At 36.1% G+C, this 15,258-nt stretch carries 17 protein-coding genes; all 17 read right to left on the bottom strand.

Translation table 11 applies throughout. The features are described from left to right. Window positions 1-587: 587 nt before the first annotated feature. On the bottom strand, window positions 588-1,877 hold the full coding sequence (gene aroA / locus PGC35_RS08845) for a 3-phosphoshikimate 1-carboxyvinyltransferase (protein WP_375218927.1): 1,290 nt from the start codon (window positions 1,875-1,877) through the stop codon (window positions 588-590). A gap of 12 nt (window positions 1,878-1,889) precedes the next feature. After that, window positions 1,890-2,990: a prephenate dehydrogenase gene (locus tag PGC35_RS08840; RefSeq protein ID WP_375218888.1), complete on the bottom strand. Its 1,101-nt coding sequence runs from the start codon at window positions 2,988-2,990 to the stop codon at window positions 1,890-1,892. Further along, window positions 2,990-4,087 carry a histidinol-phosphate transaminase gene (gene hisC, locus PGC35_RS08835; protein ID WP_375218887.1) on the bottom strand — a complete coding sequence of 366 codons (1,098 nt, stop codon included), beginning with the start codon at window positions 4,085-4,087 and terminating at the stop codon, window positions 2,990-2,992. The genes PGC35_RS08840 and hisC overlap by 1 nt, the downstream gene beginning before the upstream one ends. 23 nt (window positions 4,088-4,110) lie before the next feature. Continuing rightward, on the bottom strand, window positions 4,111-4,473 hold the full coding sequence (gene aroH, locus PGC35_RS08830; RefSeq protein WP_053589790.1) for a chorismate mutase: 363 nt from the start codon (window positions 4,471-4,473) through the stop codon (window positions 4,111-4,113). Next, window positions 4,474-5,562, bottom strand: coding sequence for a 3-dehydroquinate synthase (gene aroB, locus PGC35_RS08825; protein ID WP_375218886.1), 1,089 nt, complete (start codon window positions 5,560-5,562; stop codon window positions 4,474-4,476). Between the two features lie 3 nt (window positions 5,563-5,565). Continuing rightward, window positions 5,566-6,747 carry a chorismate synthase gene (gene aroC, locus PGC35_RS08820; protein ID WP_053589792.1) on the bottom strand — a complete coding sequence of 394 codons (1,182 nt, stop codon included), beginning with the start codon at window positions 6,745-6,747 and terminating at the stop codon, window positions 5,566-5,568. A 116-nt stretch (window positions 6,748-6,863) separates the two neighbouring features. After that, window positions 6,864-7,634, bottom strand: a complete 771-nt coding sequence (locus PGC35_RS08815) for a CheR family methyltransferase (RefSeq protein ID WP_053589793.1) — start codon at window positions 7,632-7,634, stop codon at window positions 6,864-6,866. 433 nt (window positions 7,635-8,067) lie between these two features. Beyond that, entirely contained in the window at window positions 8,068-8,514 is a 447-nt protein-coding gene (gene ndk, locus PGC35_RS08810; protein WP_053589794.1) for a nucleoside-diphosphate kinase, read from the bottom strand. 164 nt (window positions 8,515-8,678) lie between these two features. Then, entirely contained in the window at window positions 8,679-9,653 is a 975-nt protein-coding gene (gene hepT, locus PGC35_RS08805) for a heptaprenyl diphosphate synthase component II (RefSeq protein ID WP_082355211.1), read from the bottom strand. Window positions 9,654-9,673: 20 nt separating this feature from the next. Continuing rightward, window positions 9,674-10,378, bottom strand: coding sequence for a demethylmenaquinone methyltransferase (locus PGC35_RS08800; protein ID WP_056829476.1), 705 nt, complete (start codon window positions 10,376-10,378; stop codon window positions 9,674-9,676). Window positions 10,379-10,381: 3 nt separating this feature from the next. Further along, a complete protein-coding gene (locus tag PGC35_RS08795; RefSeq protein ID WP_375218885.1) occupies window positions 10,382-11,143 on the bottom strand; it encodes a heptaprenyl diphosphate synthase component 1 in 762 nt (253 codons plus the stop codon). A 45-nt stretch (window positions 11,144-11,188) separates the two neighbouring features. Further along, window positions 11,189-11,413, bottom strand: a complete 225-nt coding sequence (gene mtrB, locus PGC35_RS08790) for a trp RNA-binding attenuation protein MtrB (protein ID WP_053589797.1) — start codon at window positions 11,411-11,413, stop codon at window positions 11,189-11,191. A 67-nt stretch (window positions 11,414-11,480) separates the two neighbouring features. Continuing rightward, a complete protein-coding gene (gene folE, locus PGC35_RS08785) occupies window positions 11,481-12,050 on the bottom strand; it encodes a GTP cyclohydrolase I FolE (protein WP_053589798.1) in 570 nt (189 codons plus the stop codon). A 196-nt stretch (window positions 12,051-12,246) separates the two neighbouring features. Continuing rightward, window positions 12,247-12,519 (bottom strand): HU family DNA-binding protein, encoded by a 273-nt coding sequence (locus tag PGC35_RS08780; RefSeq protein ID WP_053589799.1) that lies wholly within the window; start codon window positions 12,517-12,519, stop codon window positions 12,247-12,249. 172 nt (window positions 12,520-12,691) lie between these two features. Further along, the gene (gene spoIVA / locus PGC35_RS08775; RefSeq protein WP_053589800.1) at window positions 12,692-14,170 is read right to left on the bottom strand and encodes a stage IV sporulation protein A; all 1,479 of its coding nucleotides are present in this window, start codon (window positions 14,168-14,170) and stop codon (window positions 12,692-12,694) included. 78 nt (window positions 14,171-14,248) lie between these two features. Then, on the bottom strand, window positions 14,249-14,959 hold the full coding sequence (locus tag PGC35_RS08770) for a hypothetical protein (protein ID WP_375218884.1): 711 nt from the start codon (window positions 14,957-14,959) through the stop codon (window positions 14,249-14,251). A 13-nt stretch (window positions 14,960-14,972) separates the two neighbouring features. Then, complete coding sequence (locus tag PGC35_RS08765) at window positions 14,973-15,179, bottom strand: DUF2768 domain-containing protein (protein ID WP_231687546.1); 207 nt, start codon at window positions 15,177-15,179, stop codon at window positions 14,973-14,975. Window positions 15,180-15,258: the final 79 nt, after the last annotated feature.

Genomic DNA, 15,258 nt, shown 5'->3' with positions numbered 1-15,258 from the left:
CGCTTCCCTTGCTCCTGCGCAAAGCTCGTCGCAAAAAAAAACGATGCTCCTGAGCAAGCTCGTCGCAAAAATTAATTTCGCTACGCTCAGTCCAGGGTCTTCAGCTCATGCACCTGACGCTTCGCTTTCGGTGCAGAAAACATTTGCTATTCCGGCTGGAGTCGCCGCCTTCCACTCCAACTATTATCCGCTTTACAATTAGAAAACCATCATGTCTTAATAGAGCAAGTTTTTATCACTTACATTTTTTCAATTAGTATTTAAAGAAAATCGTTGAAAAAGGCGACACTCCTGCGGGAATAGCGTTAGCCGAAGACCCCGCAGTCGAGGGGAAGGCAATCTAAGTTCGCCGCATCCTGCGGCAACGATTGCATGACCAACATCGTGTTGGCCTAGGAGGCTAAGGCAACGCCCGCGGAAAGGGAGCCGTTTCAACGATTTTCTTATTTATCGGACGACATTATTTAGTAAAGTAGAATTCTATATACTTTTTCATTGCCCTCGCTTGAGCGCTTTTTAAAAAAGCGAAATATAATACTAAGCCAACTAGGCTAAAAATAAATAGGGATAAAGAACAACGCTATACTTTATCTAATTACACTATTCAATTGCTCAAAAAAGTTAGGATAGCTTACAGAAATACATTCAGCATTATCAATTGTCACTGGGCCAGAAGTAATGAGAGAAGCAATTGCAGCCATCATTCCGATACGATGATCTCCATAAGTTCTTAAGTTTGCTCCATAAAGAGGGGTTGGTCCTTCAATTATCATTCCATCATCTGTAGCAGAAATATTGGCTCCCAATTTTTTTAGTTCATCGACGACAGCATCAATTCGATTCGTTTCCTTCACTTTTAACTCTTCTGCATCCTTAATAATTGTTTTTCCATGTGCTTGGGTTGCGAGAAGAGCAATAATTGGGATTTCATCAATTAGTTTAGGAATAATATCTCCACCAATTTCCGTACTTTTTAGAGCAGATGACTCTACTACCAATGTTCCCATCTCTTCATGACTTTTAAAAGAGTTCATCTCCGTCTTAATATTAGCACCCATTTTTTCAAGTACCTCAATAATCCCAATTCGAGTAGGGTTTAATCCAACGTTAAGTAGCGTTAACTCACTATTTGGCACAATCGCTCCAGCAACTAAGAAAAATGCAGCAGAGGAGATGTCCCCTGGCACAACAACGTGTGTGCCAGTAAGATCCTGTCCACCAGTTAGACGAATTGTTTTATCTTCTACTGTAATGTCCGCGCCAAAATGCTGAAGCATTTTTTCTGTATGATCGCGTGAGGTTTCTATTTCTGTTACTACGGTTTCTCCTTCTGCTTGAAGTGCTGCCAATAAGATAGCAGACTTTACTTGTGCGCTAGCTACTGGTATTTTGTATTGAAATGAGTGAAGTTTTGTTCCTTCAACGGCAATAGGTGTATACTGAGCATTTTCTCGTCCAATAAATTTAGCACCCATTTGTTTTAAAGGCTCTGTTACCCGCTTCATTGGGCGCTTTTGAATCGAATCATCACCAATTAGTACAGAAGAGACATTGGAACCAGCTAAAATACCTAGCATTAGTCGTGTCGTTGTTCCAGAGTTTCCTGTATATAAAATTTCTTTTGGCTCTTTCCAAGCGTTAATGCCTTCACTTAATATCTTGACGTTTTCACCTTCGATTGATATATCTACGCCTAGTTTAGAAAAACAATCGATTGTTGCTAAACAATCATCACTTTGTAAGAAACCTTCAACAGTTGTTGTTCCTTTCGCTATTGCTCCAAACATAATAGAACGATGGGAAACAGATTTGTCACCGGGTATCCGTAGAGTGCCTTTCAAGGAAGGCTGTCCATAATTTAAAACTTTACTCAAAATCATTTTCCTCCCTTACGCAATATATGTCTCAAATGTTGTATTTTTTGCAATACATTCTACTGCTTTGGCACGGTCTTCCATTGTTTGAAAACTAATAACAAGTATTCCAAAAATATCTTCTCTAGTCTCAACAATACGTAAGTTAGTAATACTAATACTGTCTTTAGCTAGATAGCCAGTGATTTCTGAGATCACCCCTGGATAATCTGGAACATCCACATATAAATCAAATACAGTAAACATGGCACCTTGTGTAGTAATAGGTAAATTGTCGCGGACTTCTTTAGCTCTGGAGAAATAAGCTTCTATTTCATCGGGTTCTGCGTGCAATAATAAATTTTGAAGTCTAATCATTTCTTCCGTCCAGCTTTGTAGTTGGTTGCATAGTTCTTGACGATTTTGGACAGTAATATCTCTCCACATAATAGGATTCGAAGAAGCGATTCTTGTCAAATCACGAAATCCACCAGCAGCTAGTTGTTTTGTAAAAGGAAAGGCTTCGTTTTCACCTGCTAGCTGATGTACAAGCGATGCTGCTACTAAGTGAGGAAAGTGACTTACAACCGCAGTCATATGATCATGCTCTTCTGCATCCACTTGTACAATTTTTGCTTTCGTCACTTGTAAGAGATTCAAAAGTGTTTGAATTTGTTCTTCTTTTGTATCTTGAAATGGAGTTAGCATATAATAGGCATTTTCAAAAAGATGCGCTCTAGCGGCTTCTACACCACTTTTATGAGAGCCAGCCATTGGATGGCCACCAATAAACGTAATACCTGCTTCTTTTAATTCTAAAGCAGCTTTCATAATTACTTTTTTAGTACTTCCAGTGTCTGAAACAATCACATTCTTTTTTAATTGCCAGTTATGCATCTCTTGCATCAAGCGAATAGTTTCATTGACAGGAGTTGCAAAAATAATAACATCCGCTAGCTCTGATGCATCTTTCATATGAACTGCCATTTCATCGATAATACCGATTCTCTTTGCCGTGCGAAGCGTGTGACTATCCGCATCATAACCGATGATAAAAGTTTCAGGATTTCTCTTTAAACCAAGTGCTAGAGAACCTCCAATTAGTCCTAGTCCTATGATGAAAACAGTTTGTTTCATTAAATAACGCCTTCCTCACGTAATACCTCATCAAGTTTTTGTAGGAGCTCTGTATTTTCTTCCTCTGTACCTATCGTTATTCTTAGATATCCAGGCACTCCTAAAGCATTCCCACTTCTGACGATAAATCCTCGTTGCATTAGTCCTTGGAACACTAAATCACTATCCGCTTTTACTTCCATTAAGATAAAGTTTGTATGAGATGGATAAAAATCTAAATTACGAACTTTACAATATTCTTCAAATTGCTTTTTCCCAGCATTATTTTTCATTTTGCATTCTTGAATAAATGACTGATCTTCTAGTCCAATTATTGCTACCTCTTGGCTTAAAACGGTATTGTTAAATGGCTCGCGAGTTGGTTCTAGTTGACTAATAACTTCCTCTGAACCAATGGCATATCCAACTCGGAAGCTTGCTAAACCGTATGCTTTCGAGAATGTACGCATAATTAGCACATTTGGATGCTTGTCTATAAGACCAATAGAGTCTACATACGTTTCATCCGTAATATATTCGGTGTAAGCTTCATCTAATACTATTAATACATCGCTTGGAACTTTTTCAACAAATTCTTTAATTTTTTGGCTTGGTGTTAATGTTCCAGTAGGATTATTGGGATTACAAATCCAAACGATTGCTGTGTTGTCATCAATAGCTTCATACATTTTGTCTAAATCATGTTCACCATTTTTAAGAGGCACTTCTCTTACCTCAGCACCTTCTACAATTGCATTATGCTTGTATTGTCCGAAAGTGATGTTCGCCATAACCGTATTTAACCCTTGTCTCAAAATTGCTCTCGAAACTATTAAAATATTTTCATCTGAACCATTACCAAATAATAATTGGTTTTCTGAGACATTTAAATGTTTAGATACTGCAGATCGAAGTTTTGTTGCATATCCATCGGGATAAATTGCAAAATTTACTTTTGCGTTATCCAAAAAAGCTTTCACTCTAGGAGATGCTCCGTATGGATTTTCATTCGATGCAAGTTTTACAACTTTATCTAAATTATATATTCTTTTTACTTCATCTGTTGTCTTTCCAGGTTGGTATGCTTGTAATCCTTTAATTTGTTTTTTAAATTTCATTTAAAGCTCCTCGATTCTTTTATTTACTTGACTAAGTCTGGTCTTAATCGGACTGCTTCATTTAAATAAATATGTTGGATTTCTTTTTGAGTTTTGTCAGTATTAATATGCATCAATAAACGAATACATTTCTCTAATGCACCTGGAACATTCATCTCATGAGTGCACATTACTGGTACATATGTCCATCCTTCAATACTTCTCACAGCTCTTGCAGGAAAAGCAGAGGAGATGTCCGTAGTAGTAGAGATGATTACAGATGCAATTGTTTCAGGGTCAATATTATTAGCTCTTGCCATTTCTGTCGCAAGACGAGCTGTTTCCTGAAGTACTTCTTCATTAGAGTCTTCTGTTACTGTGATTGCACCTCTAACTCCTCTTATCAATTAAATCTCCTCCTTTATCCATTTTCGTAATAGATCATCACATTTTTTTACTTCATCCATAGTAACAATTTGGATAAAAGGATCCCCAATATGGTTAAGTAAAGCAAAATGTAGTTCACCATTTGTCGTTTTTTTATCTTTCAACATAAATGTAGCCAACTGATCAAAGGGACTGTTTAATACATGTTGAAAATTATATTCAAGCTTTTTAGCAAGTTTATATACATCACGAGCATAACCCGCTTTAACTTCCCCGTATATTTCACTTAACATAAGTGCAGGAATCATACCAATCATAACTGCTTCGCCATGAGTTATTTTTCCATAACCAATTGTTGCTTCAATTGCATGTCCATATGTATGACCAAAGTTTAAATATTTTCGATATGATTTCTCTTTTTCATCTAACTCCACTATACGTGCTTTTACGCGTATTCCTTTTTCCAACCAAACGAGGAGCTCTTCTTTTTGAATTGCATCGATGCTTTCTAATTTCAAAAAGTCATTGGACCATGTTATATCACTAATTAGTGCATGTTTAATCACTTCTGCTAACCCTGAACGAACTTCTGATTTTGGGAGAGTATTTAAAAAATGAAAATCATATAAAACTTCTTTTGGCTGATAAAAAGCACCAATCATATTCTTTCCATTGGGATGGTTAATAGCAGTTTTTCCTCCAACTGCACTATCATGGGCAAGTATCGTTGTTGGGATTTGAATAAAAGGAATTCCACGCATAAAAGTTGATGCTACAAATCCAGTTAAATCTCCTACAGCCCCTCCCCCAAGGGCTAACAAAATACTATTTCTTGAACAATTTTCTTGTAGTAGGAATGTTTGTACATTGAAATAAGAGTCAAATGTTTTACAAGCTTCTCCGTTTGGTACAAGATGTACCTGATAGTTAAAGGAGAAGTTATCGTCAAAGTAATCTCGATGTAATCCCCAAACATTTTCATCGGTAATCACAACTATTTTATCTGCTTTTTCAAAACCCTCTGTATTTCTATCACAGAACGCTTTTAATATATTTTCGCCTAAATAAACTTCATAGGTGGAATCTTTCGTTCTTACCGGGATAATCATTCATTAAAACCCCTTTGTGTATGCACGGTGTCTTTCAATATCGGCCTTTAAAATGTCTATTTGATCACTATTAAAAGTATCTAGAACAGCAGTTGCTATTTCCCATGCAATTACTGCCTCTGCTACTACAGATGCTGCAGGGACAGCACAACTATCAGATCGTTCGATACTTGCTTTAAACGGTTCTTTCGTATCAATATCTACACTTTGAAGCGGTTTGTATAAAGTAGGAATAGGTTTCATAACCCCTCTTACAACGATTGGCATTCCAGTAGACATTCCACCTTCTAAACCACCTAAACGATTTGTATCACGAGTATAACCAACTTCTTCACTCCAAGATATTTGATCATGGACTTGGCTTCCAAATAAATTTGCCATTTCAAATCCGAGACCAACCTCTACCCCTTTAAAAGCATTAATACTCATCATAGCCATTGCCAGTTTGCCATCTAGTTTTCGATCATAGTGCACATAACTGCCAACCCCAGCTGGCATACCATCCACAATCACTTCTACTACACCACCAATGGTATCACCAGCTTTTTTGGCTTGATCAATTGCCTCTACCATTTTTGCTGAGGCTACCGGATCCAGACAGTAAACAGGGTCAGATTCTACAACTTCACGAATTTCCTCAATCGTTTTTCCAGTAGCTAGAGTTAGGTCTGCTTCAATACCACCAATCTTTGTAACATGAGCAACTATTGAAATCCCTAATTGTTTTAGCAATTGCTTCGCAACAGCCCCTACTGCAACTCGAACTGTAGTTTCTCTTGCAGAAGATCTTTCTAAAACATTACGTAAATCTCGGTGACCATATTTCATGCCACCAACTAGATCTGCGTGCCCAGGACGTGGTCTAGTAATTTGTCTTTTAATATCTTCTGGATCAATTTCTTCACCAAGTGGTTCAATTCCCATTATATTCGTCCAATGCTTCCAGTCATCATTATTTACAACTAGACAAACAGGAGAACCTAATGACTTTCCGTGGCGTACACCAGAAGTAATAGCTACTGTATCTTTTTCAATTTGCATTCTTCTTCCACGACCATGACCACCTTGACGTCGCTTGAGTTCCTTATTAATATGTTCACTCGTAATTTCTAATTGGGCTGGTAACCCTTCAATGATTGCCGTTAGTTGTGGTCCATGTGACTCACCTGCTGTTAAATAACGCACAACACTTTCCCCCTTCAACTCGCTAAAGTATTTGTTTTCAACTATATCATAATTTTAGTTTCAAAGTATAGAAGAAAACTGCCCGATTTGGTATTTTTCTTCGGACAGTTTACTATTTATTTTTTCCGGTAAAAGAATGTGTCTTCTGTTTCAAATCCGTATTTACCTGGATTGAAAATTTGTTCTGTACTACCAACAAAGAGTATACCCCCTGATCGTAGAGAATTACTAAAGTTTTGATAGATTTGGTCTTTAGCTTCTTCCGTAAAATAAATCATCACATTTCGGCAAATAATTAAGTCATAATTTTTTTCGTATGTATCTTTTAATAAATTATGTTTTTTAAAGGTAACTGTTCTTTTTATCGCATCTTCAACTTTATAAAACTGCCCTTGCTTTTCAAAATATTTCATTATCATATCGCTTGGAACTTCTGCAAGTGATCGTTCAGGATATATACCGACTTTTGCACGTTGTATTGCATTTTCATCTAAATCAGTCGCCTGAATTGAAATCTGTGATAAAGGTAGATAATTTGATAGCACCATTGCAGTTGTATAAGGTTCTTCTCCGGTAGAGCATGCAGCACTCCAAACCTTCAAACGCTTATTAACTGCTAATAATTTTGGAAATATTTTATTTTGCAAAACTTCCCAACGCTTCCCATTACGGTAAAACTCGGATACATTAATTGTCATTCTATCTAAAAACTCATTCATTAAATCCCTGTCTTTATCTAGAGCATTAAAAAAATCGACAAAATTTTTATATCCTTTTTTTTCATATAACGAAGTAAGTCGTCGTTTCATCTGCGCTTCTTTATAGGCTGCAAGATCGATTCCTGTTTTTCGTTTGATAGAATCCACAAATTTAACGTAGTCTGACAAAGTACATCGTTCCTTTCAAAAGGCCTATATCTAGTATATCGTATTCTAAAGATTATGGACATAATAAAAAGACAGTCAATTTAAGTTTAATTTGACTGTCTTTCATGTTATTTTATAAGATTACTTATCGAGTTTAATGTGGAACTTCTTCGTTCCACAAGTTAACTTACGAGATTCCGCATTTCATTGTCCAGCTACTTCGCCTTGCCCCTCGAGGTCAAATGAGTAATTACTGCGGTGGCTGAAAAACTGCCTCCTCGTAATTTCTCATTTGCTTGTCGGGGCAGAAACAGGCGATTTTGCATTTCGTGTCCAGCTACTTCGCCTTGCCCCTCGAGATCAAATGAGTAATTACTGCGGTGGCTGAAGAACTGCCTCCTCGTAATTTCTCATTTGCTTGTCGTGGCAGAAATAGGCGATTTCGCATTTCGTATTAGTTAATCCAGTTGTTAGCGTCTTTTGAGTAAGCAACTAATTCTTCTTGTTTGAAGAATAAGCCAATTTCACGCTCAGCGCTTTCAGGTGAGTCAGAACCATGAATAATATTTTTTCCAACAGTTACTGCGAAGTCACCACGGATTGTTCCTGGAGCTGATTCTTTTGGATTAGTTGCACCCATCATAAGACGAGCTGTTGAAATAACGTTTTCACCTTCCCAAACCATTGCAAAAACTGGTCCAGAAGTGATGAAATCTACTAACTCACCAAAGAATGGGCGTTCTTTATGTTCGCCATAGTGTTGTTCTGCTAACTCAGTAGGAATCTGCATTAATTTTGCTCCAACTAATTGGTATCCTTTTTTCTCAAAACGACTTACGATTTCACCGATTAAGTTACGTTGTACGCCATCAGGTTTTACCATTAAAAATGTTTTTTCCATGTTTAACACTCCTTCAAATATGAAATGGGATATTATCTCCACCGTTACAAATAATATCATTATGATGTATTATTTTCAAATTAATTTCGTTCAAGATGCATTTTAGTTAGCGTTATCAATAAATCTTAATAGGTATCCTTAATCAAATCTATGTATTATACCAATCAAAACTTTCGTTTACTCATAAACAATGCGATGTTTTGTAAGGATTTTTTTGCCTGGATGGGAGGTAACTGTTTTACTTCGTTCAAAGCTTTTTGCAAGTACATATTACTTATTTGCTTCGCTTTATTAATAGCATCTGAGTTTCTTACTTCAGTTAATAGTCTTTGTTTATTTTCTTCTGAAATATTTCCATCTAATAATTCTTTTAATAATGGAGCGATTACAGGATCATTTTTAGCATAAAGTATAGGCAAAGTAATATTCCCCTGCAACAGATCACTTCCAGCTGGTTTTCCGAGTTGTTCATCTGTTGAGGTAATGTCTAATATATCATCTATAATCTGAAACGACATTCCGACATAATAACCAAATTGTTTAAGATTTCTTGTCGTCTTACTATCTGCACCAGAAGCAATTGCCCCTAATTCACAACTCGCAGATATTAAGATTGCCGTTTTCCGCTTTATTCTTCTTAGATAGTCTCGAACTGTTTGATCTAAAAAATGTTTATCCTCTATTTGAATAATCTCCCCAATACAAAGTTCTACCATTGTATGAGATAACACTTCATGTGCATATGTATTTTCTAGTACTGTTATGTATTCAATTGCCCTTGCAAAGAGAAAATCACCTGTATACATGGCAACTCTGTTATTCCACTGAGCCTTTACCGTTTCTCTTCCTCTACGTGTTTCAGCATCGTCTATTACGTCATCATGAACAAGTGAAGCCATATGGATTAACTCAATTGAAACTGCTACGTTTTTTATAGTGTCAATTGAATAATTGCCAAACTTAGCTGACAGTAAGGCAAAAACTGGTCGTATTCTTTTACCTCCAGCAAGTAGTAAATGAAGAGAAGCTTCATTCAATAAGTGAGATGAAGAATTCACCGCTGTTGCTAGTTCTTTTTCGATGACATCTAAATCCGATTTTAAATCGGAATAAAGTAATTTCAACTTCATCTTATCCACAAATAAAAACCTTCTCCCACTTAAATATCTTTTTTGAAACCAATATGTCTTGCTGCAGCACCACCACTATATGGCTTACTCGTAACATTCTTCATACCAACTTCTTCAAATAGTTTTGTTAAAGCTGCTCGATTTGGAAAGTCTTTTGCAGATTCCTGGAGCCAAGAATATTCTTTGTAACTTTTTGCAAATAGTTTACCAAACAGTGGCATGATATATCGGAAATAAAATCTAAAACCAGTGTTAAATAACTTAGAATCTGGTTGTGAAGTCTCTAAACAAACAATCATTCCACCAGGCTTTGCAACACGTTTCATTTCTTTTAATACTTGCTCATAGTCAGGAACATTTCTTAATCCAAAACCTATCGTTACATAATCAAAAGAATTATCTTCAAACGGTAATTCCATTGCATTACCTTGAACTAACTGTATTTGAGAAATATCTTTCACTTTCTCTTTCCCAACATTCAGCATGTTTTGACTAAAGTCTAACCCAATCACTTCTCCAGTAGGACCTATTGCATCAGCTAATGCAATAGTCCAATCTGCTGTACCACAGCAAACGTCTAGAGCTTTACTTCCTTTTTTAACTTGCATTTCTTTCATCGTATCCGTACGCCATTTAATATGTTGCTTAAAACTAATTACTGAATTCATAGAATCATAATTATCTGATATCTTTTCAAAAACTTCATGTACATATTGTTCTTTTGATTTACCCATTCTTTAACCTTCTCTCAACTGCTGTTCAAGCGAATGCTCACAAACCCGCTCTAAAATGGCATGTTTTAAGGACTCGTTTAATAATTCTGAGGAACGGACGTCAAGTACTAGTGCATGTTCTATTTTATCTATCTCTCGACGTAGTGCGTCCAAATTTCTTTGAAATAATTTCGATTTACTTATATAAAAAGTTTTTTCACTTTTTTCGTAAGCAACTAACTCTTTTTTTAATGTTGCTAGCAATAAAGCTTCTTTCATGATAAACACATATTCATGATAGGAGTAATATTCAAAGAATTGTTCAATTGGTTTGCTTTCTACTAGTTGAATGGATTGAATTAATTCTTCAAATGAGTAATCCTCTAAATCGTAAAATCTAGTTTTGTGCTCTGTTATTTTAGCAACACTATCAGATAGCTGTTGAATTAAAACAATCAGATTCTCTTTTGCTAATAACTGATAATAGCGGCCACTATAATAATCTCCGGCAAGCACCTGCAATTGTTGAGACTTAGCGGTAGCATTATCTTCTTTAACTAAATCATGCGCAGCAAGTGCAGCAAATATAAGAGAAACAGAAATAGCAGATATCTTAACCGATTGATCCCAGTTTTCTCCATTTAGTAGCGGTAAAAGTGTAAAAAATAAACGTTTATCATCTACATCAGGTATACCTGTGTATTTTTGCAAAGTGTTTTGTTGAATTTGCATGAGAATATTCTTTTTATAAGTTTCGACATATTGTGTCAACAATGCCTCGTTCATACACTTTACTCCATTTCTCAATCGCAATTGATCTTTTAAAGTTTCTTACATTTTTTTCGTATCACTTTGAACAATACCATTCGCAGTGTGAATAGATGCTTTACCACGGATTTTCATAGCAGATGTGTGTTCAGTAAATTGAGCAATCATTACTTCCCCATCATCCAGTTTCTCTGAATGGTGGAATTTTGTATCAGTACCTCTTGTCAATCCAATCACATGTACGCCATCTTCTTCTGCTTTTATAACAATAAAATCTGAACTAGACATTTTAAAGTCTCCTTTGTTCACAGTCTTTTTCCATCATAACATATTCTTATCCATTCATCCAAAGCTGTTACTTCATCTGTATAAAAGACAATATTTCCGATCTTTTCACTTCATCTTTTTCTAAGATACCTTTTGCTACTGCAGTAATTGTTTTAGCACCAGGTTTCTTTATACCTCGCATTGTCATACACATATGTTCAGCTTCGATTACAACATAAACACCGTGGGGATTTAGCATATCCATTATGCTTTCCGCTATAGTGGATGTAATCCTTTCTTGAAGCTGCGGGCGTCTTGCAGTAGTTTCTACTGCCCTAGCTAATTTACTTAGTCCTGTTACTACTCCATCTCTAGGAATATACGCAACATGTGCTTTCCCATAAAAAGGAACTAAATGGTGTTCACACATTGAATAGAACGGTATGTCTTTGACTAATACTAGTTCTTCATGGTCCTCGTTAAAAACAGTTTTAAAATATTCTTTTGGATCTTGATGTAATCCTTCGAACATTTCAGCGTACATTTTTGAAACTCTTTTTGGTGTGTCTAGTAACCCTTCCCTCGAAGGATCCTCGCCAACAGCTTCTAAAATCATTGTAACTGCTTTTTCTATTTTTTTCAGATCGACATTTGTCATCTGTTAACCCCCTAGAAACAATTCATCTAAAAAACGCATTGATATATACCATTAGCATCTTAGCATACGAATCGAATATAATAAATAACTTTCCCAATGGATAATTATGTTTTCTTCAAGATATGTTTATTTAAAGAAAAGAACGGCTACCCAGAAGCTAGCTTCAAGGCAACCGTTCTATGTACTACAACATCGATTATTTTACTGCGTCTTTAAGCGCTTTACCTGGTTTAAAAGCAGGCACCTTGCTTGCTGCGATGTCGATTTCTTTACCTGTTTGTGGGTTACGTCCTTTACGTGCAGCACGTTCACGAACTTCAAAGTTACCAAAACCGATTAATTGAACTTTTTCACCACTTGCAAGTGCAGTTTGAATTGATTCAAATACAGCTTCAACTGCTTTAGATGCGTCTTTTTTAGAAAGATCCGCAGCTTCAGCAACAGAGTTCACTAATTCTGTTTTATTCATACCATTCACCTCCTCTCAAAGGAAGATAGCTTCAACCTGTAAAAAGAGTATCACAACCAAAAAGGCTTAGCAACACTATTTGCACCTCTTTTGGGAACTTTAAGCAAAAATAATGGAATTTAATGAAATAACGGGACTTTTCGCATAGTCGCGAAAAGCCCCGTTATAAATTTTATAAAATAAATGTTACTAAACCTCTATCTCCTTCATTTACCATTCTTTCAATTGTTTCACGCATTCTCTTCTTTGCAATTTCCGAAACATTCTCTGTTTTATATCGCAAACTTTCTTTCATAACTTCTACAAGTGAAGTACCAAAGACTTGTGTTTGCCATAATGCATCTCGATCATGTAAATAGCCATGCTTTAAATCTTTTAACAGTTGTTGGCTATGGAATTCTGATCCAATCAGCGGCGCAAATTCAGCCTCCATGTCAACACGGATTATATGAAGCGAAGCTGCCTTAGCCTTTAAGCTAACACCGTAGAAATTATTTTGCTTTATAATTTCAGGTGCAGACGGTTGGAAGTCTTGGATAGTTGGTAGTGAAACACCGTAACCATGTGTTTTGGCAGCCTCTAAAGCCTCTGAAAATTTGTTATATGCCTTTCTAGCTGTTGAAGCTTCTTTCACAAACAGGAGCCAGTCTTTTTTAGTTTGAATAGGTTCTTCTAACCATTCGTCACACACTTCTTGAAATACCTCAGGTTTTAAGCCAATTTGGATACATGCTGATCCACGTCCAGGATTAGCTTCCACAACATCTGCAGATTGAATGAAAGGAACTTGTTTAAATCGTGAAGCCAGCTCTTTCACATCTCTCATTTTAGATACAATTTGAAGCCATTCCTGCAAGGAGGATGTAATTGCATTATTCACGAAATGATCTGGTTCTAATACATCAGTCCAATCAGGTTTCACTAGTTCAATATCCGTAATCGGAAATTCATAAAGTGCTTGTTGGAGTATGTATTGAATTTCCTCCGCAGTCATTCGATCGACAGCAACCGCAATAACCGGCACTTCATGCTCTTTCTGTAAGTCTTCACATAATTGAATAGTATCAACATGACCAGGCAATTTACTATTTAATACAATAACAAAAGGTTTACCGATTTCTTTCAGTTGAGCAATGATTTCTCTTTCCGCACTTTCAGCAGCTTTTCTTGGAATATTATTAACCGAGCCATCTGTTGTTACTACTATACCGATTGTTGAATGATCTCGAATTACTTTATCTGTTCCAATTCTTGCAGCCTCTTCAAATGGGATGGCTTCACTATGCCAAGGTGTATGCACTAATTTTTGACCATCTTCGCCTGAATGCGTTTTTATTCCATCAATCATATAACCTACACAATCTACTAATCTAATTTGTAATCGTAACTGCTCTTCGCCCAGATAGATATTCGTTCCATGTGCAGGAACAAATTTGGGCTCTGCTGTCATAATTACATTACCTGGAGAACTTTGTGGAAGTTCATCCTGTGCACGTATTCTTTCCGATTCCTCTTTTATATTTGGAATAACTACAAGCTCCATTACACGCTTTACAAATGTAGATTTTCCAACACGAACTGGTCCTACAACACCAATATACACATCTCCATTAGTACGCTCAGCTATTTGTTCATAAAGTTTATTTGTCATGGATATTCTCCTTTCTTCGCAGTTTAATATATGCACAAAAAAAACGTTTCATGCATAATGCACGAAACGTTGGAGAGCTTATTTTGATAACATAAAAACTGGTTCATTATTCTCATTTACGGTATACGGTAAAGAGTAGGCAGGAACAATTGCAAAATTATCTGTTAATAGATGACGAATGTCCTCGCCTGGTTGAACTTTAGTTTCATTCTCTTGAAGTAAACGATTCAATTCAATTGAGTAATCCACGTATACTTTGCCATCGCCAGTTGCCACTAAAGGTAATTGAGTGTCTGAATAAGGGCTCTGTACGGATAATTCACTTTTATATCCCATCTTCTTGTAATCTAATTTGTAGACACCTTCCGTAATGATTTCAGCAACGGGTCCGTATCCATTAATACCTTTTCGATAGTTTATATCTCGTATAGTATCTGCAATTCGTAAATCTACTAATTTTACAGTCGGATCATCTTCTACATCCATTAACACGTATTGATAAATACCACCAACTTCATAAGAATTGGCTGGCGCCTTCCCTAAGTATGAAGGTACAATTTTTTTAAAGTCAATCGGATACTTAATATACAAGTCCGTTTCCATATCACGGGTTTTAATCGGTAATAATCCAGCCGAATCTTCTTTAAAGCTATCAACGGCTTTTTGGACAGCTTCTAACTGATCTTCATACGGCAATAGATTTTCAGCTTCTTGTCCGTTTTTAAAGCCACATCCAGCCAATACAAGAATAGCTATCATGAGCATACCAAGTAGTTTAATATTTCTCATCCTAATCTCCTTACTAAGCTTTTGTTGGATTAAAGATAATATATACCATTGTGATAAATCCAATAAATAATAATATGTATGCAATCAAACCAAATATAGCTTTTAGAAATTTGTTTTGTAGTTTCGTCTTAACAAAGAACATAAACAACATAGCTAAAAACATACTGCCCATTGAACCAAATGAAATCCACATCTTATCCATAGATGATATCAATAACATGTGCTTACCCACCTTTCTACAACTAAAAAGTATATCACATCAAAAAAGAGTTGTAATTTGTACAACTCTTTTTGTATAA

Origin of the sequence: Psychrobacillus sp. PGGUH221 (assembly GCF_042055255.1) — a bacterium.
Classification (GTDB): Bacteria; Bacillota; Bacilli; order Bacillales_A; family Planococcaceae; genus Psychrobacillus.
Note: the sequence above shows the minus strand (reverse complement) of the source record. Positions and strands in the feature narration are given on the sequence as shown.

What these genes read in the sequence shown, in the direction of transcription:
- PGC35_RS08840 (WP_375218888.1), bottom strand. Translation starts at nt 2,990, where the DNA reads ATGAAACAAACTGTTTTCATCATAGGACTAGGACTAATTGGAGGTTCT.
- hisC (WP_375218887.1), bottom strand. Translation starts at nt 4,087, where the DNA reads ATGAAATTTAAAAAACAAATTAAAGGATTACAAGCATACCAACCTGGA.
- aroB (WP_375218886.1), bottom strand. Translation starts at nt 5,562, where the DNA reads ATGATTATCCCGGTAAGAACGAAAGATTCCACCTATGAAGTTTATTTA.
- ndk (WP_053589794.1), bottom strand. Translation starts at nt 8,514, where the DNA reads ATGGAAAAAACATTTTTAATGGTAAAACCTGATGGCGTACAACGTAAC.
- PGC35_RS08800 (WP_056829476.1), bottom strand. Translation starts at nt 10,378, where the DNA reads ATGGGTAAATCAAAAGAACAATATGTACATGAAGTTTTTGAAAAGATA.
- PGC35_RS08795 (WP_375218885.1), bottom strand. Translation starts at nt 11,143, where the DNA reads ATGAACGAGGCATTGTTGACACAATATGTCGAAACTTATAAAAAGAAT.
- mtrB (WP_053589797.1), bottom strand. Translation starts at nt 11,413, where the DNA reads ATGTCTAGTTCAGATTTTATTGTTATAAAAGCAGAAGAAGATGGCGTA.
- folE (WP_053589798.1), bottom strand. Translation starts at nt 12,050, where the DNA reads ATGACAAATGTCGATCTGAAAAAAATAGAAAAAGCAGTTACAATGATT.
- PGC35_RS08780 (WP_053589799.1), bottom strand. Translation starts at nt 12,519, where the DNA reads ATGAATAAAACAGAATTAGTGAACTCTGTTGCTGAAGCTGCGGATCTT.
- spoIVA (WP_053589800.1), bottom strand. Translation starts at nt 14,170, where the DNA reads ATGACAAATAAACTTTATGAACAAATAGCTGAGCGTACTAATGGAGAT.
- PGC35_RS08770 (WP_375218884.1), bottom strand. Translation starts at nt 14,959, where the DNA reads ATGAGAAATATTAAACTACTTGGTATGCTCATGATAGCTATTCTTGTA.
- PGC35_RS08765 (WP_231687546.1), bottom strand. Translation starts at nt 15,179, where the DNA reads ATGTTATTGATATCATCTATGGATAAGATGTGGATTTCATTTGGTTCA.